Origin of the sequence: Mesorhizobium sp. M7A.F.Ca.US.011.01.1.1, from assembly GCF_003998295.1 — a bacterium.
Taxonomy (GTDB): Bacteria; Pseudomonadota; Alphaproteobacteria; order Rhizobiales; family Rhizobiaceae; genus Mesorhizobium.
In genome coordinates this window covers 14,401-40,303 of the sequence record NZ_RZRT01000002.1, presented here as the reverse complement: position 1 = coordinate 40,303, position 25,903 = coordinate 14,401, and the positions used below count along the sequence as shown (strand labels likewise).

At 62.4% G+C, this 25,903-nt stretch carries 22 protein-coding genes and 1 tRNA gene; 12 read left to right on the top strand and 11 right to left on the bottom strand.

Annotated features, from left to right (window positions below; all coding sequences use genetic code 11):
* Positions 1–247: 247 nt before the first annotated feature.
* The gene (locus tag EOA13_RS02735) at positions 248–883 is read right to left on the bottom strand and encodes a LysE family translocator (protein ID WP_127289504.1); all 636 of its coding nucleotides are present in this window, start codon (positions 881–883) and stop codon (positions 248–250) included.
* A 129-nt stretch (positions 884–1,012) separates the two neighbouring features.
* Here EOA13_RS02735 and EOA13_RS02730 point away from each other — a divergent pair, with 129 nt between their 5' ends.
* Positions 1,013–1,711 (top strand): YafY family protein, encoded by a 699-nt coding sequence (locus tag EOA13_RS02730; RefSeq protein WP_127289502.1) that lies wholly within the window; start codon positions 1,013–1,015, stop codon positions 1,709–1,711.
* A 44-nt stretch (positions 1,712–1,755) separates the two neighbouring features.
* Here EOA13_RS02730 and EOA13_RS02725 read toward each other — a convergent pair whose 3' ends face one another.
* Complete coding sequence (locus EOA13_RS02725) at positions 1,756–2,865, bottom strand: Gfo/Idh/MocA family oxidoreductase (protein WP_127289500.1); 1,110 nt, start codon at positions 2,863–2,865, stop codon at positions 1,756–1,758.
* 156 nt (positions 2,866–3,021) lie between these two features.
* On the opposite strand from EOA13_RS02725, the gene EOA13_RS02720 reads away from it, so the two are divergent.
* From EOA13_RS02720 to phnN, 9 genes are all read left to right on the top strand, one after another.
* Complete coding sequence (locus EOA13_RS02720) at positions 3,022–3,867, top strand: MurR/RpiR family transcriptional regulator (RefSeq protein WP_164779972.1); 846 nt, start codon at positions 3,022–3,024, stop codon at positions 3,865–3,867.
* Between the two features lie 141 nt (positions 3,868–4,008).
* Positions 4,009–5,943 carry a 5-dehydro-2-deoxygluconokinase gene (gene iolC / locus EOA13_RS02715; protein WP_127289496.1) on the top strand — a complete coding sequence of 645 codons (1,935 nt, stop codon included), beginning with the start codon at positions 4,009–4,011 and terminating at the stop codon, positions 5,941–5,943.
* 50 nt (positions 5,944–5,993) lie between these two features.
* Positions 5,994–7,844: a 3D-(3,5/4)-trihydroxycyclohexane-1,2-dione acylhydrolase (decyclizing) gene (iolD, locus tag EOA13_RS02710; protein WP_127289494.1), complete on the top strand. Its 1,851-nt coding sequence runs from the start codon at positions 5,994–5,996 to the stop codon at positions 7,842–7,844.
* A 113-nt stretch (positions 7,845–7,957) separates the two neighbouring features.
* Positions 7,958–8,875 (top strand): myo-inosose-2 dehydratase, encoded by a 918-nt coding sequence (gene iolE / locus EOA13_RS02705; protein WP_127289492.1) that lies wholly within the window; start codon positions 7,958–7,960, stop codon positions 8,873–8,875.
* Positions 8,876–8,933: 58 nt separating this feature from the next.
* Positions 8,934–9,146: a DUF3329 domain-containing protein gene (locus tag EOA13_RS02700; RefSeq protein WP_127289490.1), complete on the top strand. Its 213-nt coding sequence runs from the start codon at positions 8,934–8,936 to the stop codon at positions 9,144–9,146.
* Between the two features lie 383 nt (positions 9,147–9,529).
* Entirely contained in the window at positions 9,530–10,342 is an 813-nt protein-coding gene (gene iolB / locus EOA13_RS02695; RefSeq protein ID WP_127289488.1) for a 5-deoxy-glucuronate isomerase, read from the top strand.
* A 153-nt stretch (positions 10,343–10,495) separates the two neighbouring features.
* Complete coding sequence (locus tag EOA13_RS02690) at positions 10,496–11,203, top strand: DUF1045 domain-containing protein (RefSeq protein ID WP_127289486.1); 708 nt, start codon at positions 10,496–10,498, stop codon at positions 11,201–11,203.
* Between the two features lie 14 nt (positions 11,204–11,217).
* Entirely contained in the window at positions 11,218–12,357 is a 1,140-nt protein-coding gene (locus EOA13_RS02685; protein ID WP_127289484.1) for an alpha-D-ribose 1-methylphosphonate 5-triphosphate diphosphatase, read from the top strand.
* On the top strand, positions 12,354–12,983 hold the full coding sequence (phnN, locus tag EOA13_RS02680; RefSeq protein ID WP_164779961.1) for a phosphonate metabolism protein/1,5-bisphosphokinase (PRPP-forming) PhnN: 630 nt from the start codon (positions 12,354–12,356) through the stop codon (positions 12,981–12,983). Before EOA13_RS02685 ends, phnN begins: the two co-directional genes overlap by 4 nt.
* A 1-nt stretch (position 12,984) precedes the next feature.
* On the opposite strand, the gene EOA13_RS02675 is transcribed toward phnN, so the two are convergent.
* The 4 genes from EOA13_RS02675 to EOA13_RS02660 all read right to left on the bottom strand — a co-directional run bounded on the left by EOA13_RS02675 (position 12,985) and on the right by EOA13_RS02660 (position 17,788).
* Positions 12,985–13,884, bottom strand: a complete 900-nt coding sequence (locus EOA13_RS02675) for an aldose 1-epimerase (protein ID WP_127289482.1) — start codon at positions 13,882–13,884, stop codon at positions 12,985–12,987.
* 134 nt (positions 13,885–14,018) lie between these two features.
* Positions 14,019–15,014, bottom strand: coding sequence for an ABC transporter permease (locus EOA13_RS02670; RefSeq protein ID WP_127289480.1), 996 nt, complete (start codon positions 15,012–15,014; stop codon positions 14,019–14,021).
* A 60-nt stretch (positions 15,015–15,074) separates the two neighbouring features.
* Complete coding sequence (locus EOA13_RS02665; RefSeq protein WP_127290095.1) at positions 15,075–16,613, bottom strand: sugar ABC transporter ATP-binding protein; 1,539 nt, start codon at positions 16,611–16,613, stop codon at positions 15,075–15,077.
* A 212-nt stretch (positions 16,614–16,825) separates the two neighbouring features.
* A complete protein-coding gene (locus tag EOA13_RS02660; protein WP_127289478.1) occupies positions 16,826–17,788 on the bottom strand; it encodes a sugar-binding protein in 963 nt (320 codons plus the stop codon).
* A gap of 559 nt (positions 17,789–18,347) precedes the next feature.
* Here EOA13_RS02660 and EOA13_RS02650 point away from each other — a divergent pair.
* Together EOA13_RS02650 and EOA13_RS02645 are read left to right on the top strand one after the other, a co-directional pair.
* Positions 18,348–19,469, top strand: coding sequence for a LacI family DNA-binding transcriptional regulator (locus tag EOA13_RS02650; RefSeq protein WP_164779960.1), 1,122 nt, complete (start codon positions 18,348–18,350; stop codon positions 19,467–19,469).
* Between the two features lie 206 nt (positions 19,470–19,675).
* Positions 19,676–20,287 (top strand): HAD family hydrolase, encoded by a 612-nt coding sequence (locus EOA13_RS02645; protein ID WP_245490291.1) that lies wholly within the window; start codon positions 19,676–19,678, stop codon positions 20,285–20,287.
* A gap of 133 nt (positions 20,288–20,420) precedes the next feature.
* On the opposite strand, the gene EOA13_RS02640 is transcribed toward EOA13_RS02645, so the two are convergent.
* From EOA13_RS02640 to EOA13_RS02620, 5 genes are all read right to left on the bottom strand, one after another.
* Positions 20,421–21,314 (bottom strand): BREX system ATP-binding domain-containing protein, encoded by an 894-nt coding sequence (locus tag EOA13_RS02640; protein ID WP_164779959.1) that lies wholly within the window; start codon positions 21,312–21,314, stop codon positions 20,421–20,423.
* A 293-nt stretch (positions 21,315–21,607) separates the two neighbouring features.
* A complete protein-coding gene (locus EOA13_RS02635) occupies positions 21,608–23,656 on the bottom strand; it encodes a hypothetical protein (RefSeq protein ID WP_127289472.1) in 2,049 nt (682 codons plus the stop codon).
* Entirely contained in the window at positions 23,656–24,024 is a 369-nt protein-coding gene (locus EOA13_RS02630; RefSeq protein WP_127289470.1) for a hypothetical protein, read from the bottom strand. The genes EOA13_RS02635 and EOA13_RS02630 overlap by 1 nt, the downstream gene beginning before the upstream one ends.
* A 156-nt stretch (positions 24,025–24,180) precedes the next feature.
* Positions 24,181–24,257: transfer RNA gene (locus tag EOA13_RS02625), tRNA-Arg, on the bottom strand.
* A 217-nt stretch (positions 24,258–24,474) separates the two neighbouring features.
* A complete protein-coding gene (locus EOA13_RS02620) occupies positions 24,475–25,395 on the bottom strand; it encodes a DUF1003 domain-containing protein (RefSeq protein ID WP_127289468.1) in 921 nt (306 codons plus the stop codon).
* Between the last annotated feature and the right edge of the window lie 508 nt (positions 25,396–25,903).

Sequence of the window (25,903 nt, the reverse complement as noted above, 5' to 3'; positions counted from 1 at the left end):
ACCCGGCACGACCCCCACCCTAACCCCTGCCCACAAGAGGGAGGGCAATCGCATATGGATTCTTGCGAAGAAGGACCCCCACCCTAACCCTCCCCACAAGGGGGAGGGAACGCTGCCGCGCACTCCTACTCGAACCTTTGACGCCTGCAAACGTCGGCAGTTTGCCGTTGGCAGCGCCGACTGGAGTCCCCCTCCCCCTTGTGGGGAGGGGTTAGAGGTGGGGGTCCTCTTCGCAAGAATCCATGTCCTACGCTGCTCTCAGCCCCTCCCATGCCGTGAACACCGACACGGCAAAGAGCAGCAGTCCGGCCGCCCGGCCGGCAAAAATGGTCGCCCTCGGATTGGCGATCAGAAGGTTGCGGCTGCGGCCGGCCGTGATCGCCAGTCCGCCATAGATCGCAGCCTGGGTCACCACGGTCAGCAGCCCCATGATCGTCGCCTGCATCCAGATCTGACCGTAGTCCGGTTTCAGGAACTGCGGATAGACGGCAAGCACGAACAGGTATGCCTTCGGGTTGATCAGGCAGGTCACAAAACCCTGGCGAAAGGCCTTCCATGCGGAACGGCTGCCGGCAGGCCCCTCCTGACCGACAGTGATGGAACTGCGCATCAGCGTGATGCCGATAAAGGCCATGTAGGCGGCGCCGGCAAGCAGAAGCGGCTTGAACAGGATCGGCACGAAATGCATCAGCAGGCCGACGCCGATGGCGCCGTTCAGCGTGTGCACCATGCCGCCGACCATGATGCCGCCAGTCGCGGCGAGACCCCTGTCGCGTCCGCCGGTCAGCGCATTGGCGAGCACGAAGAGCATGTCCATGCCTGGAACGGCGATGATGCCGACCAGCAGGATAAAGAAAAGCCAGAGATTTTCCATATAGCCCATGTCAGTTGCCTGCCGCCTCACTCCGCCAAGCCGCAGCGGAACCTGTTGATTTTCAATTCGATAGGGGCTCGTATAGGTCAACCCAACTGACAATGGTGTGTCAGTTGGGCTCGCAACCCGGGGGAAAAAATGCGCAAGGCGTCACGCCTGTTCGAGATCATCCAGATCGTGCGGCTGGCGCGGCAGCCGGTGACGGCGGCGACGATTGCCGAGCGGCTGGAAGTGACGGTACGCTCGATCTATCGCGACATCGCCGCCTTGCAGGCGATGCGCGTGCCGATCGAGGGCGGACGCGGCATCGGCTATATCCTGCGCCCCGGCTTCGACCTGCCGCCGCTGATGTTCTCGATCGAGGAGATGGAGGCGATCGTCTTGTCGCTGGCGCTGTTGGAGCGCACGGGCGACAGCGAGCTCAAGCAAGCGGCCAAGCGCGTCAGCGTCAAGATCGCCGGCGCGGTGCCACCACCCTTGCGCCAGATATTCGACGCCAATGCGCTGCATGCCTGGGGTTTCGCCGCGCCTTCTACCGGCGCGATCGACCTGGCGCTGGTGCGACGCGCCATACGCGATGAGGAGAAGCTCTACCTCTCCTATCGAGACGAAATGGGCCGCGCCTCCGAGCGCCTCATCCGCCCGATCGCGCTCATCTACTACGCCGAAACCGCCAACATCGTCGCCTGGTGCGATCTGCGCCAGGCGATCCGCAATTTCCGCAGCGACCGGATCGAGGATTGCCAGGCGACGGGGCTGCGGTTCAAGGGCGAAGGCGACCGCTTGCGACAGGTCTGGGTCAATGGGTGGGAGATCAATGCGGCGGTTGGCGGCTGACCCGATTTCCCTTCTCCCCTTGCGGGAGAAGGCGAGCCGCCACCTTACCTCACATCCACCCAGCGCTTTTCCTCGAACGAGCGCGCCATCGCGTGCACGGTGCGCTCGATCTCCAGCCCTTCGGCGAATTCGATGACCCGCGCCGGCTTGCCGGCCAGGCGCGTCAGCAATTCGTGGCACTCGATGATCTTGAGATCGTTGAAGCCGAGGCCATGGCCGGGCGCCGGCAGGAAAGCGTCGTAGGGCTTGTGGTGCGGTGCCACCAGGATAGTGCGGTAGCCCTGCTCGGTCGGTCGATCGGCGGTAACATAGAGCTGGATTTCATTCATCCGCTCCTGGTCGAACAGGATCGACCCCTTGGAGCCGAAGATCTGGATGGCGATGCGGCCCTTGCGGCCCCAGGCCGATCGGTTGACCAGCAGCGTGCCGGCAATGCCGTTTTCCAGATGCATCAGCACGCTGGCGATGTCGTAGGTTTCCACCGCGCGACGGCCGCCTGCGGCGAGTTTGCGATCGGCATAGGGCTTGGCCATATCGCAGATGACGCTGGCAACGCGGCCGAACAGGGCGGAAACCAGCGACAGCGGATGCACGGCGAAATCGTCGAGCGCGCCATAACCGGAGGCCGCCTCGTGCTTCCAGAAGAACAGCGCTTCCGGGTCGGCCATGAAGTCCTCGTCCATCTCGATGCGCAGATGGTTGACCTCGCCGATGATCTTCTCTTCCAGCAAAGCGCCGATATGGCGGATGGCGGGGCTCTGGATGTAGTTGTAGCCGAGCGCCGCGACCTTGCCTGACTTTTTCGCCGCCGCCGCCATCGCTTCGGCCTCGGCGAAGCTTGGCGCCATCGGCTTTTCGCACCACAGATGCTTGCCTGCTTCCAGGATGGCGATGGCCATTTCCGGATGGAACTGGTTGGGCGTGGTCAGCGAGACGATATCGACGTCGGGATCGTTGACGACGGCACGCCAGTCGCCGGACGCCTTGGCGAAACCGAACTCGCCCGCCTTGCGCCGGGCGAGCTCTTCATTGACCTCGCCGAGATGGACGAGCCGTGGCTTGGCAACGTCGGGAAAGACGGCGCTGACGGCGCTCCATGCGATGGCGTGACACTTGCCCATGAAACCCGTACCGATGAGACCGACGCCGACCATTTTCCGTTTCTCCACTGCCTGAAGCGTTGCGTGGATGAATTAGTCCATTTTTTCATGGAATGGAATGTCTGCCTCATTTTTTATGGTGTTCTTGCGCAGGCTCGCTATGATGATGCAGAGAGGGACGCTTCACGCATGAGCCTGGACAGAGCGACGATGGACGAACGGGTACCTCGCGATTTCGAGACGCTGCGCACCACCATCCTGGAGCGGCGCGAAAGCCTGCCGAAGCGCATCGCCCAGATCGCTGCCCATGCGCTCGACAATCCCGACGATATCGCCTTCGGCACCGCCGCCAGCATCGCCGCTTCGGCGGGCGTGCAGCCTTCAACCCTGATCCGATTTGCCCAGCAGCTTGGCTTCGATGGTTTCACCAGCCTGCAGCAGGTGTTTCGCGAGCGGCTGCGCGAGCGCAACTCCTCCTATGACGAAAGGCTGCAGGCGTTGCGCATCAAGGCTGAGGGCGGCGCCGGCCATCGGTCGATCTTCGACGGCTTCGTCGCCGCGGCCAGCACCTCGCTCAACGACATTTCGCGCACGCTGGACGATGCGCATCTGGAAGACGCTATTTCCCTGCTGGCAAAGGCGGAAACCATCTATGTGCTGGCCAAGCGACGCTCCTACCCGGTGGCCTCCTACATCGCCTATGCGCTGGGCAAGCTGAAGATCCGCAACCAGTTGATCGAATCGGCGGCCGGGCTGAATGCCGAGATGATCGGCTTCGCGACGCCGGCGGATGCCGTCATCGCCATCTCCTTCTCGCCCTATGCGCCTGCCACGATCGAGGAGGCGCGCAGTATTTCGGAACAGGGCGTGCCGATCGTCGCCATCACCGACAGCTCGTTTTCCCCGCTCGCCCAGTTCGCCAAGGTCTGGTTCGAGGTTGCCGAGGCCGATTTCGCCGGCTTCCGCTCGCTGTCGGCGACAATGGCGCTGGCCATGGCGCTGACCGTCGGCGTCGGCGAGAAGCGACGCGACACGGGCCGTAAGCGCAAAGCCTGATCCACCGCCGAAAGGTACCTTTTCGCTGAAGGAACGCTCATTCCATATTGACTATGGATTGGAATTATTATTTCATATTCCCGGCGCCACGCTGCCGCTCGCGCGTGTACCCCAACACAACAAGGCCGACGGGAGGTTCCAATGAGCGAAGCCGTGGACGCTGAATACGCGCCGCTCGACGTCATCACCATCGGTCGCGCGTCCGTCGACCTTTACGGCCAGCAGATCGGCTCGCGCCTGGAGGACATCACCTCCTTCGCCAAGTCGGTCGGCGGCTGCCCGGCCAATATCTCTGTCGGCACCGCCAGGCTCGGCCTGCGCTCGGCGCTGCTCACCCGCGTCGGCGACGAGCAGATGGGCCGCTTCATCCGCGAGCAGTTGACGCGTGAAGGCGTCAATGTCGACGGCCTGAAGACCGACAAGGAACGGCTTACCGCTTTGGTGCTGCTGTCGGTCGAGGACGAAGGCGTTTCGCCGATGATCTTCTACCGCTCGGATTGCGCCGACATGGCGCTGGCGCCGGAAGACATCGACGAGGCCTTCATCGCCAGGGCGCGCTCGATCGTCGTTACCGGCACGCATTTTTCCAGGCCCAACAGCGATGCCGCGCAGCGCAAGGCGATCCGCATCATGAAGGCCAAGGGCGGCAAGGTGGTGTTCGACGTCGACTACCGGCCGAACCTGTGGGGCCTTGCCGGCCATGCCGAAGGGTTCGAGCGCTATGTGAAATCGGACCGGGTCTCGGCGCAGCTGAAGACGGTGCTGCCCGACTGCGACCTCATCGTCGGCACCGAAGAAGAGATCATGATCGCGTCGGGCGCCGACGATTGCCTGAGCGCCTTGAAGACGATCCGCTCGCTGTCGTCCGCCACCATCGTCTTGAAGCGCGGCGCCATGGGCTGCATCGTCTATGACGGACCTATCAGCGACGATCTCGAGGACGGTGTCGTCGGCAAGGGCTTTCCGATCGAGATCTACAATGTGCTCGGCGCCGGCGACGCCTTCATGTCCGGCTTCCTGCGCGGCTGGCTGGGTGGCGAAGACCATGCGACGGCGGCGACCTGGGCCAACGCCTGCGGCGCCTTCGCCGTGTCGCGGCTGCTCTGCGCGCCGGAATATCCGACCTTCGAGGAACTGCGGTTCTTCCTCAAGCACGGCAGCAAGCATCTGGCGTTGCGCAAGGACGAGGCGATCAACCACATCCATTGGGCGACGACGCGCCGGCGCGACGTCGCCTCGCTGATGGCGCTCGCCTGCGACCATCGCATGCAGCTAGAGGATGTGGCGGCGAAGGCCGGTGCCGATCCGGCCCGGATCGAAGACTTCAAGGTGCTGGCAGTCAAGGCCGCGGCTAAGGTCGCCGCCGGCCGCGACGGCTACGGCATGCTGATCGACGAGAAACACGGCCGCAAGGCTATGTTCGAATTCGCTAGGCATTCCTTCGCCTGGCTCGGGCGGCCGGTGGAGCTGCCGGGTTCGCGGCCGCTGCGCTTCGAATTCTCGCAGGACATCGGCTCGCAGCTTATCGAATGGCCGGTCGACCACTGCATCAAATGCCTGTGCTTCTATCATCCCGACGATCCGGCGGCGCTGAAGGACGAACAGCAGCAGAAACTGCGCGCCCTGTTCGAAGGCGCGCGGAAGGTCGGTAGGGAACTTCTCATCGAGATCATTGCCGGCAAACATGGCAAGCTCGACGACACGACGATCCCGCGCGCGCTGGAGGAACTCTATGCGCTCGGCATCAAGCCGGACTGGTGGAAGCTCGAGCCGCAGGCGTCGAGCGGTGCCTGGGCCAAGATCGAAGCGGTGATCCTGAAGCACGATCCGTGGTGCCGTGGCGTCGTGCTGCTTGGCCTGGAGGCGCCGCAGGACGAGCTGGAAGCGGCCTTCGCCGCCACCGCCAAGGCGCCCATCGTCAAGGGCTTTGCCGTCGGCCGCACCATCTTCGTCCATGCGGCCGAACAATGGCTGGCCGGCAAGATGTCGGATGACGAGGCGATCGCCGACATGGCGTCACGCTTCGAACAGTTGACGGATGCGTGGCTTGCCGCGCGCGGCCGCAAGGCGGCATAAGAAGGCGCGGAATAGGACAAGCGGACCCAAGGACTGGGGAGGAAACCACCATGAGCAAGACGATCCGCCTGACAATGGCGCAGGCGCTGACCCGCTTCCTGTCGCGCCAGATGACCGAGATCGACGGTAGCAAAGTCCCCATCTTCGGCGGCGTCTGGGCGATCTTCGGCCACGGCAATGTCGCCGGCATCGGCGAGGCGCTCTATCAGCTGCGCGAAGAACTGGCGACCTTCCGTGCCCACAATGAGCAAGCGATGGCGCATGCGGCGATCGCCTATGCCAAGGCCAATTTCCGACGCCGCTTCATGGCCGCGACCTCTTCGATCGGCCCCGGCGCGCTCAACATGGTGACAGCCGCAGCGCTCGCCCATGTAAACAGGTTGCCCGTCCTGTTTCTGCCGGGCGACGTCTTCGCGAACCGCATTCCCGACCCGGTGCTGCAGCAGGCCGAGGATTTCTCCGACGGCACGGCGACGGTCAATGACTGCTTCCGTCCGGTTTCGCGCTATTTCGACCGCATCACCCGGCCGGAGCAGATCATTCCTGCGCTCAGCCGCGCCATGGCCGTGCTGACGGACCCGGCCGAATGCGGGCCGGTGACGCTGTCGCTATGCCAAGACGTCCAGGCCGAGGCCTATGATTATCCCGAGAGCTTCTTTGCCGAGCGGGTCTGGCACCAGCGCCGGCCGCGCCCGGACCGCCATGAGCTTGCCGCTGCAGTCGCCGCGCTCAAGAGTGCGAAAAAACCGCTGATCATCGCCGGCGGCGGCGTGCTCTATTCACAGGCGTCGGACGAACTGGCGAAATTCGCCGAGGGCGCCGGCATCCCGGTCTGCGAGACGCAAGGCGGCAAATCCTCGCTGCCGGACGACCATCCGCTCAACATGGCGGCGGTCGGCGTCACCGGCACCTCGGCCGCCAACCGGCTGGCCGAAGAAGCCGATGTCGTGCTGGCCATCGGCACGCGCCTGCAGGATTTCACCACCGGCTCGTGGGCGCTGTTCAAGAATTCGGGCAAGACCATCATCGGGCTCAACGTGCAAGCCTTCGACGCCGGCAAGCACCGGGCGCTGCCGCTGGTTGCCGATGCGGCCGAGGGTCTGGCTGAACTGGGTGCTGCACTGAAGGACTGGAAGGCGCCGTCCGCCTGGACCGACAATACGGCCACCGGCAAGAAGGCCTGGCAGGTCGAAGCGGCCAAGGTGACGGCGTCGACCAATGCCGCCTACCCTTCCGATGCGCGGGTGATCGGCGCTGTCCAAAGGGCGATGGGATCCGGCGTGACGCTGCTGCATGCCGCCGGCGGGTTGCCGGGTGAACTGCACAAGCTCTGGCAGGCCGGCGCGCCCGGCTCCTACCACGCCGAATACGGCTTCTCGACCATGGGTTACGAGATTGCCGGCGGGCTCGGCGCCAAGATGGCCAAGCCCGACGAGGAGGTCGTCGTCATGATCGGGGACGGCTCCTACCTGATGCTGAATTCGGAGATCGCCACCTCGGTGATGCTCGGCCTGAAGCTGACCATCGTGCTGCTCGACAACAGAGGTTATGGCTGCATCAACCGGCTGCAGATGGCGACCGGCGGCGCCAACTTCAACAATCTCCTGAAGGACACGCGCCACGAGGTCCTGCCCGACATCGACTTTGCCGCGCATGCGGCGAGCATGGGGGCGATCGCCGAGAAAGTGCCGTCGATTGCCGGGCTGGAAAACGCGCTGGCACAAGCCAAGAAGAATCCGCGCACCACGGTGCTCGTCATCGACACCGACCCGCTGGTTTCCACCGATGCCGGCGGCCATTGGTGGGACGTGGCGGTGCCGGAAGTGTCTGTGCGGCCGCAGGTCAACGCGGCGCGCAAGGCGTATGACGAGAAGCGGAAGATGCAGACCGTCGGCGATTGATATAGGCGCCGAAGCTCCTCCTTCTCCCCGTCTCTATACGGGAGAAGATGCCGGCAGGCAGATGAGGGGCGGCGCCAACGAGTAAGAAACTGTTTTAGGACCGGAGTGACGACTTGAAAGCCAAACTAGGCATGTCCCCCATTGCGTGGTGGAACGACGATCTTGCCGAACTCAGCGATGATGTGTCGCTGGAAGAATGCCTGCGCCAATCACGGTCGGCCGGCTTCACCGGCATGGAGATGGGCCGGCGTTTTCCCAATGACCCCGAAATCATGCTGCCGATCCTGAAGGCAGCCGACGTGACGCTGTGCGGCGGCTGGTTCTCCGGCACGCTGGTCGATGGGGAGATGGCCGACAACAAGGATCGCATCCAGCCGATGATCGACCTGTTCAAGGCCGTGAACGCGCCTTGCATCGTCTATGGCGAGGTCGGCCGCTCGATCCAGGGCGACCGCTCGAAGCCGTTGGCCACCAAGCCGAAGCTGTCGGACGACGAGATGAAGGCCTATGCAAAACGCTTGACCGCGTTTGGCGAATGGTGTGCCGAACAGGGCATGCCGCTGTCCTATCACCACCATATGGCGGCTGTGGTCGAGACGGAGCCGGAGCTCGATGCCTTCATGCGCCATTCGGGCGAAGGCATTCCCTTGCTGCTCGATGCCGGACATCTGGCCTTTGCCGGCGGCGACGTTCTGCGCGCCATCGACAACCATCACACCCGCATCAGCCATGTGCATGTGAAGGATGTGCGCATGGGCGTGATCGAGAAACTCGACCGCACGAAGCAGTCCTTCCTCGACGCGGTGGCGCTCGGCGCCTTCACCGTGCCGGGCGACGGTTCGCTGGATTTCGGCGCCATCGTGCAGCGCTTCGCCGACCATGGCTATGAGGGCTGGTTCGTGGTCGAGGCCGAGCAGGACCCGAAGAAGAACCCGCCACTCAGGATGGCGCAGGTTGGCTACAAGGAATTGATGCGCGTCATGACGGCGGCTGGATACACGGTCGAAACGCAAGGCTTTCCAAATGTCTAGTTTCCCAATGGCTGGTGCGACGGGTTCCCGGCGAGGCCGATTGCTGTAGATTGGCCCGATGAAAGATTCCGAACACCCCTTCTTCCGGCCTTTGTGGCGGCGTGTCGCCATCGTCGCGGTCTGCGTCATCTGGTCGATCATCGAGTTCGCCACCGGCACACCGTTCTGGGGTGTGATCGCGCTCGGCTTCGCCGGCTACGCCGTCTGGCAGTTTTTTTATCTCTACAAGCCTGCTGACGACGGCAAGGCAGCGGCCGAGCCGAAGGAATAAAGCGGCCCATGGCGCAGAAGGCTTACGGGTCGGGTACTGCGCGCATGACGGGTCGCGTTGTTGGAGACTCACCGCAAGGCCTCCAGCTTCGTCATCCACGGGCGGAGCAAGGAGCGTAGCGACGCGGCGCAGACCCGAGGATCCATGCCGCGACATCGAAACAGCCGCTGCGGTGCAGAATTCCGCTCCGCTGTGCCCTTCGGCCGAGGCAACGGCATGGATCCTAGGGTCTTCGCGACGGAGCTTCGCTCCTGCTTCGCCCTAGGATGACGAAGTTGGAAGGGCGCCGGCCAATTTCCGACCGTTTGCGATGGTCCTTTCAAACAAACGACTTGGCTTTAAAGGCCCGCAACCGTCAGGCCACTGGAATAGGAGAGACAAAAATGTCGAAGCTGCTCGTCAAAGCCGACAAGGGCCATGGCCGCGTTGCCCATGTGACGCCGAAAAGCGCCGGCTGGACCTATGTCGGTTTCGACCTGCATCGGCTGAAGCCGGGCGAGAGCGTCTGCGGCAAGACGGAGGATCGCGAAGTCTGCCTGGTGTTCGTTACCGGCAAGGGCAAGGCTTCAGCCGGTGGCAAGGAGCTCGGCCTGCTCGGCGAGCGCATGTCGCCCTTCGAGGGCAAGCCGTGGTCGGTCTACATTCCGCAAGGCTCCGACTGGTCGGTGACGGCGGATACCGAGTTGGAACTCGCGGTCTGCTCGGCGCCGGGCCTTGGCGGCGGTCTGCCGGTGCGGGTGATCGCACCGGACGATCTCGGCCAGGAGGTGCGCGGCAAGGGCACCAACACGCGCTATGTCACCAACATCCTGCCGGAGGGAAAGCCGGCCGATTCGTTGCTGGTGGTCGAGGTCATCACGCCCGGCGGGCATACGTCGAGCTATCCGCCGCACAAGCACGACCAGGACAATCTGCCCGCCGAATCCTATCTCGAGGAAACTTACTATCACCGTCTCAACCCGCCGCAGGGCTTTGCCTTCCAGCGCGTCTATACCGACGCCGACAAGAATGGCCATCGCGCGCTCGACGAAGCGATGGCGATCGAGGACGGCGATGTCGTGCTGGTGCCCCGGGGCTATCACCCCTGCGCCGCCTGCCACGGCTACGACCTCTATTATCTCAACGTCATGGCCGGACCGAAGCGGACGTGGAAATTCCACAACGCGCCCGAGCACGAATGGCTGATGAAGGCCTGACCGGTCGCTGCGTGAGCACTCGCTCCCTGGTCCAGCACGAAAAAATCGTCGGCTAATGACCCCGCCACAGCGTTTTGTTACCTGAAAGCCGGCAAGGCTTCGTCAATTCGTCATGGAAATCACCTATGGCAGCGAAGCTGACAAGGACTTTCCATGCGCTACGCCCTCTATTTCACCCCCCGGCAGGACGAGCCACTGGCGCGGATCGCCGCCGACTGGCTCGGCCGCGACCCGTTTGGCGCCGCGACGAGGCCGGTCGAAGCGGTGGCAGACCTGTCGGCGGCGGAAGTCGCTTTCCACACCGCTTCGGCGCGCCGTTATGGTTTCCACGCGACGCTGAAAGCGCCTTTCCGCCTGGCTGCCAACGAGACCGAAGCCTCTCTGCGCGCCGCACTCGACCATTTTGCCGAGGCGACGCCGGTGGTGACCATCCCGCGTCTCGTGGTCAGCCAGATCGACGGCTTCTTCGCACTGGTGCCGGAAGGGCCAGTGCCTGCGCTCAACCGGTTCGCCGATGACGTGGTGCGCGATTTCGACCGGTTTCGCGCACCGCTGAGCGAGGCGGAAATCGAGCGGCGCAGCCCGGATTCGCTGAAGCCGGCCGAGTTCCGCAACCTCTGCCAATGGGGTTACCCCTATGTCTTCGAAACCTTTCGCTTCCACATGACGCTGTCCGGCCGGGCGGGGTCACAGGAAAGCCCTCGTTTGCGCGCAGCGATCGACGGCCTGTTCGCGGACGTGCTGCAACAGCCGGTGCTGGTGGATGCGCTGACCTTGTTTGTCGAAACCGAACCGGGTGCACCGTTCATGGTGCTCTCGCATCACGCGCTCGGGCGCCGCCCGGCCAGAAAAACCGCCTGAAGGACTGCCTGAAAATGACCGCCGAGACTGTTCTCCACAATGCCCGCATCGTGCTTGCCGACGAGATCGTCGAGGGTTCGCTGGTGCTGCGCGACGGCTTTATCGCCGGCATCGAATCCGGCATCAGCCGCATCGGCGAGGATATGGGCGGCGACTATGTCATTCCCGGGCTGGTCGAATTGCACACCGACCATCTCGAAGGCCACTACGCGCCGCGGCCCAAGGTGCGCTGGAATCCGATCGCCGCCGTGCTCGCCCATGACGCGCAGGTGGCGACCGCCGGTATCACCACCGTGCTCGACGCCTTGCGCGTCGGCATGGACGAAGACGCCGACCTGACATCGGCCGACATCCGCAAGCTGGCCGACGCAATCGAGGACAGTGTGAAGCAGGACCGTCTGCGCGCCGATCATTTCATCCATCTGCGCTGCGAGGTTTCGGCGCCGGACTGCCTCAGGGCTTTCGCCAATTTCGACGGCGACGAACGGGTCAGACTGGCATCGCTGATGGACCACGCACCAGGCCAGCGCCAGTTCGTCAATCTCGAGACCTATGCCTACTATTACCAGCGCAAGCTGAAGCTGACCGATCGCGACTTTAAGCTGTTCTGCGAAAAACGGATGGCCGAATCGGCGCGCAATTCGGCGCCGAACCGGGCGGCGATCGCCGCCGCCTGCCAGGAGCGCGGCATCGTGCTGGCCAGCCACGACGACGCCACACCAGGCCATGTCGACGAGGCGATCGAGCAGGGCGTGCGCGTCGCCGAATTCCCGACCACGGAAGAGGCCGCCAGGGCCTCGAAAGAGGCCGGGATGGGTGTGCTGATGGGCGCGCCCAACGTCATGCGCGGCGCCTCGCATTCGGGCAATGTCTCGGCCCGCACGCTGGCCAGCGACGGCCTGCTCGACATCTTGTCGTCCGACTACATTCCCTTCAGCCTGATCCAGTCGGCGTTCTTCCTCGGCGATGTCGTCGAAGGCATTTCCCTGCCGCAGGCCGTCGCCATGGTCTCAAAGAACCCGGCCGATGCGATTGGCCTGACCGACCGCGGCGTCATCGAACAGGGCCGCCGCGCCGACCTGGTGCGCGTGCGCGTCGACGACCATGTCCCGGTCGTGCGCACCGTGTGGCGGCAGGGAAGCCGGGTCGCATGATGGTGTCGGCATCGATCGAGCGGGAATTGTCGGCCGAGACGTTTCCGATCCGCGATGGCGTTTTCGTCGCCGTCGTCGGCCCAAGCGGCGCCGGCAAGGACACAGTGATCGGCTACGCCCGCGCCCGCTTTGCCGATGAGACAAGGCTGGAGTTCGTCCGCCGCGTCATCACCAGGCCGAGCGATGTCGCCAGCGAGGACCACGACACGCTGGCCGATGCCGCCTTCGTCGAGGCCGAAGCCGATGGCGCCTTCGCCATCTCCTGGGAAGCGCACGGCTTGCGCTACGGCATCCCCGCCGATGTCGACTGGTCCGTCGCCAATGGCCGTGTCGCTGTCGCCAATGTGTCGCGCGCGATCATCCCCTCCTTGCGCGAACGCTATGCCAATCTGGCCATCGTCGAGATCACCGCCTCGCCTGAAGTGCTGGCCGAGCGTCTGGCGATGCGCGGCCGCGAGTCGCGCGGCGAAGTGCTGGCGCGGCTGGCGCGCAGCGCCAATGTGAGCCTGTCGGGACCTGGCGTCACCTCGATCGACAACAGCGGCCCGCGCGAAGCCGCCGGCGAACGCTTCGCCGAGGTGCTGCGCAAGGCGATGGCTTTTTCCGACATGTCGGGCCTGATCTAGGCTAGCCTTCAAGCGCGAAGGGCACGAACGAGACGGTGCCGGCGATGCTTTCGCCCGGGGCAAGCACGATGATGCCCCCGTCCGGATCGTTCCATCCGTCGCGGTGGAAGGCGCCGGAGGCATTGGTCTGCGGCTCGACGCAGAAATACGGTTTCGCAGGATCGGCATAAAGCATCAGGTGCCTGAACATCGGATCGGCCTTGATGCGCAGCCCGACGCCGCGTGTCGGGAAGCGGATCTCCGCCTCGCCGCTCCAGCCGCCATAATGATTGTTGCGCCAGCCGCCCGGCAAAGGCCGGCCATCGGCGAAGTCGAGTTCGGGGGCAAGCGTGATCGGATCGCCGGCAATGCCTTGCGGTTCTTCCAGATAGAACCGCGTGGCGTTGAACCGCAGCGTCACGTCCGGGTCGCGGTCGAACCAGGGATGCAGTCCGAACCCGAATGGCATCGAAACTGGCCCGGTGTTGATCATCGTCATTCGGACCGCGAGGCTTTCGTCGGAGGCTTCGAAAACCTGCGTCGCGCGATAGGAATAAGGCTCGAGACCGGCGGTAATTTCGAGCGACAATCCGGCGCTGTCGGCGGTCGCGTCGATGACAGTCCAGGGATGCTTCCAGCCGCTGCCATGCACATTGATTGTTTCGGGGAGATTGTTCGGCTGGACCTGCCAGCGTTTCCCTCCGAACATGAAGGCATTTCCGGCGATGCGGTTGGCGTAAGGCATCATCGGGAACATGGCGACGCCAAGCACGTTGCCGGCTTCGCGATCATGGTCGCAAAGCCGGCGCATGAGATCGATGCCGCGCCAGCGCAGCGCGCCCAGGCTGCCGCCGATTTGCGGCACCAGTTCGGCTTCAAGCGCGCCCGCCTTCAGCATCAACAGTTCAGGTTTCGCGCTCATGGCCTGCCATCCGTCCGCCACCGACATCCGGCATGATGTGGAGACGTCCCGCAATTGCAGAAGGGCGGCAAGGCCGCAACCATCTCATTCATGCCGCCAGGCGCCGACAAACGCGCGGCGCGTCCAGGCTGGCGCTATTCCGCGGCCGCGCCGGCAGCGCTTTTGCGGGTGGCGTCGACCATCAGCCGCCGTTCCCGGAACACGCCCCATTGCTGGTCGACCAGCACGCCGATGAGGATGACGCCGCCCATCACCGCGAAGTTGAGCGAGGACGGGATGCCGAGCAGATTGACCAGGTTCTGCAGTTCCTGCAGCAGCACCGTGCCGAGGATGACGCCGATCAGCGAGCCCTCGCCGCCGCGCAGCGAGAAGCCGCCGAGCACGGCGGCGGCGATGGCGTAGAGTTCGTAGAACTGGCCGTGGCTGGCCGGCGAGATCGAGCGCGTGTACATGGCGAAATAGATCGCCGACAGCGCCGTCAGCACACCGCAGATGACGTAGGCGGCGATGACGACACGGCCGGTGCGGATGCCGGAATATTTCGCCGCCTCCTCGTTCTTGCCGATGGCGTAGAGATAGCGGCCGAACACCGAGCGGTGCAGCACCACCCACATGACGATCGAAATAACGATCAGCGCGATGAAGCTGTTCGGCACGCCATAGGAGCGCCCGGCAGTGAGGAATTCGAGGTCGGGGAAATTCTGGCCGAACGCAAAACCCGCCGTGCCGTCGCCAGTGTAGAAGCGGGCGACGCCGCGGTAGATCAAAAGGCCGCACAGGGTGACGACGAAGGGCTGCAATTTCAGTCTTGTGATCAGCCAGCCATGCGCCAGCCCGATGATGGCGCCAAGCACCAGGATGAGCACGAAGGCCAGCGGCCATTCCATGCCACGCACGGCGATGAAGTCGATGAACAGCGTGCCCAGCAGCGCGACCACCGAGCCGACCGACAGTTCGATGCCGCCGGTGATGATGACGAAGGCCTGGCCGATCGACAGGATACCGAACAGGCCGATCAGGTTCGAGGTGTTGGCGAGGTTGATCGGCAACAGGAAGCGCGGATTGATGATCGCGACGATGGCTCCGACCACCAGGATCAGGATCAGCAGGCCGAGATCTTTCTTGCTCATCGTCTTCTCCCCAATGCCCGCCTTGGAAGGTTCCGGACCGGAACCCGTGGCAAACAAAAACTATTTCGGCTGCTTGCCCACTGCCAGCAGCAGCACGTTTTCCTGGCTGAACCGGTCCTTGTCGAGAATGCCGGAGATCTGGCCCTCATGCATGACGGCGATGCGGTCGGACACGCCGATCACCTCTTCCATGTCCGACGAGATCATCAGCACGGCGACGCCGGCATCGGCCAGAGCGCGCATCAGGCCATAGATTTCCGCCTTGGCGCCGATGTCGATGCCGCGCGTCGGCTCGTCGAGGATCATCACCTTGGGGTTCATGGCCAGCCATTTGCCGAGCACGACCTTCTGCTGGTTGCCGCCCGACAGCGTGCCGGTGCGCGTCTGCACCGACGGCGCCTTGATGCCGAGATCTTTCTTCTGCTTCTCGGCGGTGGCGGCCTCGGCGCTTGAGGACACCAGGGAGTGGCGCGCATGCGCAGGCAGATTGGGCAGCGAAATGTTTTGCGCGATCGACAGGTCGAGCAGGATGCCGGTGAGCTTGCGGTCTTCCGGGACCAGGAAGATGCCTTGCGCGACGGCATCCGCCGCGGAAGCCAGCGCAAGCGGCTTGCCGTCGAGCTCGAGCGCGCCGCCGAGCTTCGAGTCAATGCCGAAGAACACCCGCGCCAACTCGGTGCGGCCGGAACCGACAAGGCCGGCAAGACCGAGGATTTCGCCGCGCCTGACATCGAGATCGACCGGGCGGCCGGGATAGGCAGGGGTGCGGATGGCCTTGGCCGCAAGCGCCGTGGCGCCGGGCGCACGCGCCGCCTCCGAGGCTTTCTCGCGCTCCTTCAGCATGCGGCCGATCATCAGCTTGACCATCTGGTCGTGGCCGATGTCGTGCTTGCCCAGCGTGCCGGCAAGCATGCCGTCGCGCAGCACCACGACGCGGTCGGCGACGCGCTCGACCTCGTGCAGGCGGTGCGAAATGAAGATGACGCTGATGCCGTCGGCCTTCAGCGCCTTGATGACGTCGAGCAATTTGTCGGTCTCGGCGAGCGGCAGGCTCGATGTCGGCTCGTCGAGGATGACCAGCCGCGCCTCGATCGACAGCGCCTTGGCGATCTCGACCATCTGCTGCTGGGCCAGAGACAGGGTCGCAACCGGCGTGTCGGCGGAAAAATTGGCGCCGACGCGCTTCAACAGCGGCGCCACCATGGTGCGCAGTTTTGCGCGGTCAACGAGCCTGAGCGGCCCGGCGCGCAACGGCTCGCGGCCGAAGAAGATGTTGGCGGCGACATCGAGATTGTCGAACAGGTTGAGTTCCTGGTGGACGAAGGCGATGCCCGAACCCAGGCTGCCTTCGACGGAGAGCCTTTCATGTGCGGTGCCGTCGACGGTGATCGTGCCGCTGTCCGGCTTGGTGACGCCGCCGAGGATCTTCATCAAGGTCGATTTGCCGGCGCCGTTTTCACCGACGAGGCCGATGACCTCGCCCGGCCTGACCTCCATGGAGAAGCCGTCGAGCGCGACGACGCCCGGATAGGTCTTGCGCACGTTCTCGAGGCTGAGGAACGGCGTCGTTGCTGCGATGGATGTGTCGGAATAATTCATCATGCCTGACAGCGATTGGCGATCTCGCAGACTGACTGGCCTGATCGAACCCGTCAATAAAAAGCGAGGCGTTGGCGCTGCCCCTCACCCTTACCCTCTCCCCGTGAAGAACGGGGAGAGGGGGATTGCCAGCGTTGGAGCGCATCCCTTCTCCCCGTCACTATACGGGGAGAAGGTGCCGGCAGGCGGATGAGGGGCAGCGCCGCAGACGATCAGTTTCCGGCCATCGCCTTCAAATTGGCGGCGTAGGCGTCGACGTCATCCTTGCCGATGATCTTGGTCGGGATGATGATGAGGTTGCCTTCCGGGATGCCCGACTTGTCGCCTTTGAGATAGGCAGCCATCAGCTTCATGCCCTGATAGGCCCATTCGAAGGGCTGCTGCACGACGGTGGCGGCAATGGTGCCTTCCTTGACGCCGCCCAGCGTGATCGGATCGTCATCGAAGCCGACGACGGTGATCGAGCCGAGCTTGCCGGCGTCGCGCAGCGCTTCATAGATGCGCGGCGTGTTGTAGGAGTAGAAGCCGACCATGCAGGTGACGTCGGGGCTGGCAACCAGCGCGTCCTCGACGTTCTTCTTGGCGCGCGCCTGGTCGATGTCGTCGCCGCGCACGTCGATCAGCTCGATCTTGGTGCCGGCGAGGCCGTCCTTCATGCCCTGGATGCGCTCCTTGGCATTGTCGGCGCCGAGCAGGCCAACGAAGCCGAGGCACTTGCCGCCATTGGGCATCGCCTTCTTGGCGATTTCGGCCGCCTGCTTGCCGGCATCGACATTGGACGAGCCGATATAGGCGACGCGCTTGGTCTGCGGGGCGTCCGAGTCGGTGGTGAACAGCGCGGTCTCGGAAGCGATCTTGTTCAACCCATCGGTCGAGGTCTTGGGATCGACGGCCGAGACCATGATGCCCTTGACGCCGGCGGTGACCAGATCGTCCATCAGCCGCTGCTGGATGGCGACCGAGGACTGCTCGGGATATTTGAGCTCGAGCGTATAGTCGGGCAGTTCGCCCTGCGCCTTCTTGACGCCGGCTTCGGCGGCCTTCCAGAAATCGGAAGCGCCGTTGACGACGAAGGCCAGCGTCGGCTTGTCTTGGGCGCGCGCGATTGCCGTGGCCGACAGGCCAAGCAGCAGCGCGGCCGCGGCTACGGATGCATTTCGTATCAAGGATTTCATGTTCAACCTCCCGTTTGGCTCAGTCGTTGGACCGGCCGATCTTGCACTGACCTGATTTGCCGTTTGCAGCGTGGACGCCCTCCTCCTCAAAGGGGTTCCCGGCACCGAAAGAATGGCGTCGTTCCAGCCACGATCATGGACCTTAGAGACTCATCCTTCGTTCGTAAATAGTCCGATTTGTCTGACATATCACATATCCGAGACAAGGCTTGCGGAGGTAGTATCCGCTCGCCACCGGGCCATTTTCGTACTCTCCCGCCGCCCCGGGCGTGACCGGCCGGACGCGACGGATTGACGGTACAGGGCATTTTTGTATTAGTAAACAGTATTAGTTTCGGTGCCATGCCAGCGGTTTCGCGGCATATCCGTGGGCGAGCCGCCGCCACGGCTGCGCCGCGGCCCAAGCCTTTTGTCATTTGAGCTTTGGCTTGTATGGAGATGCATGGCGGATGGACCTCCGGTATACTAATAGTTATAAACGATCTTGACGATATCTCTATAAATCGACGGCGTCACGCCATCTTGCCGGCCTGACCGGCCTGCCAGACTGGGATTTGCCATGAGCGAGACGACGGATCGGGCCAGCGACACGGCGAGGCGGCGCAAGGCGCCGGCCAAGGGCGCCAAGGGCCGCGTCACCATGACCGATATCGCCAGGGCGGCGGGCTGCTCGCAGGCGACCGTTTCCTTCGTGCTCAACAATTCGCCCGGCATCAAGCTGTCGCAGCAGACCCGCGATCGGGTGATCGAGGCCGCGCGCACGCTTGGCTACACCGCGCCCGCCTTCGAGGCCCTTCACCCGGCGTTGCCTGCCTTCGAGGGGCCCGCCTTCGAAGGACTCGACGGCGTGATCGGCTTTGCCGTCGACCAGCTCGCCACCAGCCCGGAAGCCGTGGTCGCCATCGAGGGCGCGCGCCAGGCCTCGTGGAATGCCGGCAACGTGCTCTTGGTGGCGCAAACGCTGGGCGATTCCGTCATGGAGCCGCGCGCCATCGCCGCACTCACCAAGCGGGGCATTTCGGCGCTGATCTACATGACCATCTTCACCCGCGAGATCACGGCGCCCGACTATCTCTACGGCCTCGACATCCCGGTGATCCTGCTCAACTGCTACACGGCGGACTATGCCTTCCCGGCCGTGGTGCCGAGCGAGATCGCCGGCGGCCAGAGCTCCACCCGCCACCTGATCAGCCACGGCCACCGCCGCATCGCCACCATCACCGGCGAGCCGTGGATGCAGGCCGCACAGGACCGGCTGAAAGGCTACCGCCGCGCGCTCGCCACCGCCGACATCCCGTTCGATCCGGAGTTGGTGGTCGAAGGCGACTGGTCGGCCAGCGCCGGCTACGCCGCGACCGTCAAGCTCCTGGCGCTGAAAGACCGCCCGACCGCCATCTTCTGCCAGAACGACCGCACCGCGATCGGCTGCTACGAAGCGCTGAAGGAAGCCGGCCTGCACATTCCCGGGGATATTTCCGTGGTCGGTTACGACGACGAGGAAATCGCCCGCCATCTCTTCCCGCCACTGACGACCTCGATCCTGCCGCACATGGCGATGGGCCAATGGGCGATCGAACAGCTGGAAGCGCCGGCGGCGCCTGGACGGGGGCGGTATCCGATCACGAAGCTGGAGTGCCCGCTGGTGGAGCGGGAGAGCGTGAGGGGGGTGGGGGCCGGCTGACGACGGCGCGGCTGATCAGCAAGCACCTATCCGGGAGCCATGGACAGGATAAAAGGTCGGCGTGGAATATTTCATTCCTCGACAGATTACTCAGTGATCGCCCAGCCGGTCTCCGGAAAGGTTCCTGACATGGCACTCTACGGGCCGCGCCCGACCTGGCTACCTTCGACTGCTACGGAACGCTGATCCAGTGGGACGAAGGGCTGATGGCGGCAATGGAGACGATCCTTGCGCGCAAGGGCCGCAAGATCGAAGCGGGGACATTCATTCTCGTCTATGACCGGCACGAACACCAGCTGGAGCATACCAAGCCGCACCTCTCCTTCGCCGACGTCACGGCAAAGGCGCTGCAGCTGGCGATGCGCGATTTTTCGCTGGAAGCGGATGCCGGCGACGCGGAGCTGCTGACGTCGTCGATCGGACGGATGCCGCCTTTCCCGGAAGTGGCCGCAACGCTGCGCAAGCTGAAAGAAGCCGGCTTCAAGCTGGCGATCATCTCGAACACCGATGATGCGATCATCGCCGGCAATGTCGCGCAGCTGGGCGGCGCCATCGACCGGGTCATCACGGCACAGCAGGCGCCATCGCGGCAGATATTCGAACATGCGTGGCAATCGCTCGACGTGACAAAGGATGAGCTCGCGCACATCTGCGCCAGTCCACACCTGGACCTAACCGCAGCGCGCGACCTCTGCTTTCGCGCGGTTTGGGTCGATCGTGGGACTGGGCGACGACCGCCAGCGGATTATGAACCGGACGCGGTTGCGCATGGGCTGGATGATGTGCCGGGGTTTTTTGAGGCGGCTGGATGGGTTTAGGGATAGCCGGGATGGGTTAGACGCAAGGTTTTTGGTGCTCGGCCACTCGACGGCACTAATCCTTAGAGTCAACCAGATCGAAAGATCGGCGCTTCCCACCCAGAATTTCTGAGGACTACATGCGGCTTTGAGCCTATTTGGCTGCTGCCTTCTTTGCTTCGATAATCCGATGCAGGCCTTCGAGGAGTCGAGCCTGATTCCGTGTATCCCCTGATTTAAGATCACCAAGGAGAGCCGATTTCAGATCGTCGTCAGTTATCAGTGACCGTGCTCGCTCTGCCGACACCTGCGATTTTTTTTCTGTGTTATAGCGCTGCCTTTCGAACTCGATATAAACCTCTGCGAAGCTGCGCGCCTCATCGAGGTCCTTGACTTCGTGCAATTGGATACGTGTTTCGGTATCGAAACCGAGTCGCTGGAACAGTGGGTAGTTGTATTCGCGCAGGTCTTGCGCCCCACGCGAAGTTGAGCCCGCCACGACCAAAAGCGAATATCCAGAATGTTGGCCGTGAGCCTCGTCAAAGAGATATCGAAGATCCTGTAAGAAAGCTTGAATACGAGAAGCCGAGACCCCGCTGAAAAAAAGTGCTTCGACCTCGTCTAAGCAGAGCATAACACCCTTGAAGAAACCCTGCTGCCTCGCCAGCGCAAACAGCTCAGTCATAACTCGAATCATGAGCGAAGCCGTTGCAAGTCGACCCGAGACACGAAGATAACGCTTTTCTGTTTGAGATAACGTCTCACCGACGATCCAACGCCGGCAGACGTCGAGCAGCACCTCTGCGGTAAAACGCTGATGCATATCTTCCGCTCTGAAGCCTTGTTGTTGAGAGCGGACGAGGGTCGACAAGGCGTTCTTCAGGTCAGTTTGGCGAACCGGCCCCACTTCTCCAGGTTTAATTCTGCTTACTACCGCCGACAGTAGATCTTGCTCGCCCAATTCTCGGACGTGCTCATCTGCCGCTCTGAAAATTTCGCGCACTAAATTGGCCGCTGAGCTCGTTCCAGCGAGAAATTCAACGGACACGATAGGCAGCCTAAGGCGTTTTACCTCGTATTGGCAGTGCCGTTGAAAATGGGATTTCCCTTGGCCCGTTCCGCCTAGGACCGCCATAGTGCGTCGCGCGATTTCTGACCCTACGATCGCCTTCACCCCGTTCGCGAATACGTGAACCGCTTTCTCTTGATTGTATATTACCTCAGGATAAATAGTTCGGGCGGGAGGAAATGGATTCCTAAGCATGCCATAGTGAGCAAGGAAAGCGCCGCCATCCTCACGTCGCTCAGCCACTTCCTGGAGAAGTCCGCCAAGAATGGATGTCACCTTGAAGGCCCTCCGATCGTGAAGACAGGCCGTTCACCGATATGTAACCGATCGATAATGACTGGCCTAGTGGTAAGATCTTCAAGCTGCCCGCTGAGGATTTCGTCCCTAGAGACGGGCTTTCCACCAGCAGACGGTTCGAAACGATACTCCGGTAGAAGTCCCTCAGCTATGAACCGTTCTATCTGTTTTTTTACGGCCCAAGGACTGATGTGTTCCGTTTTGCATAGGAGGGGTAGGAGTTCAATCACTTTCGCAAGACCGTCGACGGAGGTCGCCGCATACGCACGATCAAACGCCTCCCCGGCATCTCTATCCGTCAGCCGGCGCGAACCATCTCTAATTACGTCCCCATCAGTCCATGCTTGTCCTAACAATGAGTGAAACCGCGGCAGGCGCCCCCCCTCTTCAGCCCCGATGGAACCAAATCGTTGCTGCAGTAAAGGAACCACTCCGCCCCGTTGTATCTCCCCAAGGCTCTGTAACAATTCAAGAAAGGCGGCATAGGGTTCGAAGCGCTGAATAATAAGGCTTACAGCGTCGAGATCTTCTCGTCCGAGCGCTTTTTCAACCGCATCAGCATCCCGAGTCGCCCTGAAAGTTCCAGCGTCGTCGTCCAACAGGCCAATGCGCCGCAGTAGCTCGAACGCACGGCGTACCGTATCAGGGGTAGTTCCGGGACTTAGCTCTGCTATCTGTGCTGGCTTAGCGCCATTCAGACGTCTGACCGTCCCTAAAAACTTGAACGCTTGAGGTAGGGATGCTCGCGGCAAAATTGTTCCAAGCCGTACCGAAACTGTTGGCGTCTTCAGTGTATCGGTTGATAGTCCGGCACGCATAGTAACCTTCTCGCGAGTACGTTCGCCACGGGCCACTCGAAATGGCGCGTTTTTCCTATCCTCTCTGCGTTCTGTTTCTGGCTTGCCATCTGGCTCCGACTCGTCTTGGTTTCCGCCTCGCCGTAGACTGGGTGGCTTCGGCCTATCAGAGAATGTGCACGACAACGACTCGCTGGACCAATCAGCAGGCGACTTCCCTGGCCAAAAGCAATCGAAGGTCGCGATCGGGGTTGGTTCCTTCATGAGACGTATCGATCCGAACGCATGAACCAGTTCCCAGATGACCGAACACAACGGCGCGCCTAGGAACCTGCAGGCTAGGGCATCATACCTGATGCAGTCGATCGGGGCGCTACCCATGCTAATCGACGGGACAAAAAGCGTGTCGATTCCCTCAGCCTCTAGTACGCGCGCCATATTCACATCGGAGGTTATCACTCGACGCGTACTGCGGGTTCTCATTGTGCGCAGAACGCCATGTATGCCTTCGATAATTAGTCGATCTTCCAAAACATCGCTGTTGTCTGGGTCAGATCCACTATTGGACCCGGTTTTCTGGTAGCGGAGAAGTGAATGGTCTAGTTCTACAACTTGGCTACGGCTCCGATTCCGGAGAAGAAGTCCTAGTGCACCGTTTACTAGCCCGCGAGAACGAAGCGCTTTTGTCAGATTGCCTAAATTGGCTTTCCCGACGAGCGACTTCACCATGGCATCGCGCTGCTGTACCGTCGTCAAGGACGCCGCTAAAGGCAAGATCCACACCGCTGGGCGTTTCAGCACCTGCAAAAGCCAATGTAAGGCTCCGTTATGCAGAGCATTGGTATCCGGAACAACAATGACGCCATCCTCTTCACCAAGTGTAAGAAGCTCGATGAATAGCTCGTTTGGGATGTCTGGCGCCAAAATCCCAGCGCGTGCTAGTGCAAGCGAAAGGGTGTCGTGCAAAATTCGAGCATTGCGCTTGGACGCATCGTCGGCTTTCTCAGCCGGCAGGGGCCCGATGTCCTTGCGAATAGTATAGAATTGCTCTGTATCTTCCTCCCCCATTGGTATAGCTGCGGCTCGAACGTCGACTTCCGCAAGCCGTACCCATTGGTCCTGACTAAGGTGTGTCGAGTCATTATACTCGATAACATATTTGCCCTTGGCTAACCCATGAAGCTTGCCCTGCCTTCGACACTGGTCGAGCGTGAAATGCTGTGCCATTAATCCACTCGTATCCAACGCAGCCCAGCTTTGCGTCGCCTTACGGCGTGATCACATACCGACTTGCAAACCATCAAGGCCGCCTGGCTTTGCCCTATTTCCATCCATGCTTGCCAGGTTCCATCAACACCATGCTGCTCGGCTAACACAGTGCTCAAAACCTCATCTTGACCGGATACCGGTTTCATGATGCCCACGATACGGACGAAATCATCCATCGCGTACCAAGTACCTGGTTCAAATTCATTGCTCATTGATGCAAGCACGGCAGCAGGGAGATCATCCGCGCCGCCAGCCCAAAGTTCTTGACCGGCTGGTTGAAGATCATTTTCATACGAAAATTCGCCATCCCGAATTATGATACGCATTTCGCTCCCCCATATAAGAATGATGGATCATTATTGAAGTTTTGCCAAGATCGGCGCTAGTCTTATCGGAAATTGTCGGACTATCATGCAGCCGAGTGGTCGCAGCTAGCGAATTGTCGCGCTGGTACTAACGGATCAAAAACTTGGGCAAATGTCTGGCGCACCCGACAGGATTCGAACCTGTGACCTCTGCCTTCGGAGGGCAGCGCTCTATCCAGCTGAGCTACGGGTGCTTTCCGGAATCCGGAAAACGAACCAGCCGGTGAACCGGCAAGTCACGGCTTCTTAGCGGAAGCACGCGCGGGCTTCAACGGGCAATTGGAGATTGGCGCAGCGACTTGGCTTGAGCGCTGAACAGCACTGCATCGCATTCAGCCCTTCGCAGGCTCAGGGCGTTCGTAGTTCGAAAAGCCAAGCAATTGGCTTTTCGTCCGCTGCGCGGACCACTCCTCACCCCGCCTCACTCCGCACCGTCCGCCTCCTCCGCACCGCTCGCTTCGGTTTCTTCGCCCCGGTCAGCTCATGCATCGCATCCAGCTGCATCTGCTGCATTTCGGCCAGGCGCGTCCACTGGCGCGAGATGAGGTAGTCGAGTTTTTCGTGCAGATGGCGCACTTCGAGCTCGGCCTTGAGGTTGACGCGGTAGTCGTTGAAGGAGCGCAGGCGGTCCTTGGACTCCTGCCGCCTCTGGCTCATCATGATGATCGGCGCCTGGATGGCGGCGATGCAGGAGAGCAGCAGGTTGAGCAGGATGAAGGGATAGGGATCGAAGGCGCTCGACATGCCCGCGATCAGGTTGATGCCGATCCACACCAGCAGCACGCTGCCGAACGAGATCAGGAACCACCAGCTGCCGCCGAAGGCCGCCATGTTGTCGGAGACGCGGTCGGCAAAGGTGCGGTGCTCCTCGAACTCCTCCTCCGAGTTTTCGGAAATCGTGTCCTGCCTGGCGATCGATTCGACCACCTGGCGGTCGAGCTCGGAGAATTCGCCGTGCTCCTGCTGCAGCAGCTCCTCCATGTAGCGCATGCGGTAGCGGCCGAGCTCGGCGCGGCTGATGCGGGCGCCGGCCGGCAGGTCCGGATGATCGGCGTGGATGCGGTCGGCGAGGCTCGGGCGCAGCGTGTCGATGCGCACCAGATCGCGCTTGCGGAATTTGCGGCCCGATATCGCCGACGGTTTTTTCTTGGGCTTGCCGCGCGATGCGCCCGGAGCGGATGGCTCGGAGTCCGGCACGTCAGGCGTCTCAAAGTGCTCGTCCGAACCCGGATCGGCCTCGTGCTCACTGATGATCGGCGCCTCGAAATATTCGCCGCCGCTGTCGTGCTGGTTGTCGGCCGGTTGCTCGGGTGTTTTGGGGACGGTGCTCATGGTGGGCTCCTGATGCTGGGCGACGATAGACAGAGGTGGCGGCGCATAGCCAGCGCCGGGCACGGATTTCGCAGGCCGGACAAGTGGTTTTGATCGGAGAAGGCGATGTGGCTGCTGGCGGCTCGCCCTTCAGGGCGGGTGGAGACGTTTCGAAATTGGCCGAAGCCTCAACTACGTCATCCACGGGCGGAGCAGGAAGAACTTGCCCGATGTTTGCGCCAATCACCCCCCTCTGTCCTGCCGGACATCTCCCCCGCAAGGAGGGAGATTGGCTGTCATCCCGGCTTTCGCCAATTTCCACCGTCACATGAGTGAGCGTAGCGCCGAAGCCGCTGATCTCCCCCCTTGCGGGGGTTGAGGAGCGGTCCGCGCAGCGGGCGGAAAGCCAATTGCTTGGCTTTCCGAGCGACGAACATCCGACAGGACAGAGGGGGGTGCTGTCCCACCAACGTGTACAAGGTTCTGCAGGGCGGCGGGCAACAAAAAACCCGCCTTGCGGCGGGTCACG

Coding starts and splice junctions, on each gene's coding strand:
- EOA13_RS02735 (WP_127289504.1), bottom strand. CDS start 883: ATGGGCTATATGGAAAATCTCTGGCTTTTCTTTATCCTGCTGGTCGGC.
- EOA13_RS02730 (WP_127289502.1), top strand. CDS start 1,013: ATGCGCAAGGCGTCACGCCTGTTCGAGATCATCCAGATCGTGCGGCTG.
- EOA13_RS02725 (WP_127289500.1), bottom strand. CDS start 2,865: ATGGTCGGCGTCGGTCTCATCGGTACGGGTTTCATGGGCAAGTGTCAC.
- EOA13_RS02720 (WP_164779972.1), top strand. CDS start 3,022: ATGGACGAACGGGTACCTCGCGATTTCGAGACGCTGCGCACCACCATC.
- iolC (WP_127289496.1), top strand. CDS start 4,009: ATGAGCGAAGCCGTGGACGCTGAATACGCGCCGCTCGACGTCATCACC.
- iolD (WP_127289494.1), top strand. CDS start 5,994: ATGAGCAAGACGATCCGCCTGACAATGGCGCAGGCGCTGACCCGCTTC.
- EOA13_RS02700 (WP_127289490.1), top strand. CDS start 8,934: ATGAAAGATTCCGAACACCCCTTCTTCCGGCCTTTGTGGCGGCGTGTC.
- iolB (WP_127289488.1), top strand. CDS start 9,530: ATGTCGAAGCTGCTCGTCAAAGCCGACAAGGGCCATGGCCGCGTTGCC.
- EOA13_RS02690 (WP_127289486.1), top strand. CDS start 10,496: ATGCGCTACGCCCTCTATTTCACCCCCCGGCAGGACGAGCCACTGGCG.
- EOA13_RS02685 (WP_127289484.1), top strand. CDS start 11,218: ATGACCGCCGAGACTGTTCTCCACAATGCCCGCATCGTGCTTGCCGAC.
- phnN (WP_164779961.1), top strand. CDS start 12,354: ATGATGGTGTCGGCATCGATCGAGCGGGAATTGTCGGCCGAGACGTTT.
- EOA13_RS02675 (WP_127289482.1), bottom strand. CDS start 13,884: ATGAGCGCGAAACCTGAACTGTTGATGCTGAAGGCGGGCGCGCTTGAA.
- EOA13_RS02670 (WP_127289480.1), bottom strand. CDS start 15,014: ATGAGCAAGAAAGATCTCGGCCTGCTGATCCTGATCCTGGTGGTCGGA.
- EOA13_RS02665 (WP_127290095.1), bottom strand. CDS start 16,613: ATGAATTATTCCGACACATCCATCGCAGCAACGACGCCGTTCCTCAGC.
- EOA13_RS02660 (WP_127289478.1), bottom strand. CDS start 17,788: ATGAAATCCTTGATACGAAATGCATCCGTAGCCGCGGCCGCGCTGCTG.
- EOA13_RS02650 (WP_164779960.1), top strand. CDS start 18,348: ATGAGCGAGACGACGGATCGGGCCAGCGACACGGCGAGGCGGCGCAAG.
- EOA13_RS02645 (WP_245490291.1), top strand. CDS start 19,676: ATGGCGGCAATGGAGACGATCCTTGCGCGCAAGGGCCGCAAGATCGAA.
- EOA13_RS02635 (WP_127289472.1), bottom strand. CDS start 23,656: ATGGCACAGCATTTCACGCTCGACCAGTGTCGAAGGCAGGGCAAGCTT.
- EOA13_RS02630 (WP_127289470.1), bottom strand. CDS start 24,024: ATGCGTATCATAATTCGGGATGGCGAATTTTCGTATGAAAATGATCTT.
- EOA13_RS02620 (WP_127289468.1), bottom strand. CDS start 25,395: ATGAGCACCGTCCCCAAAACACCCGAGCAACCGGCCGACAACCAGCAC.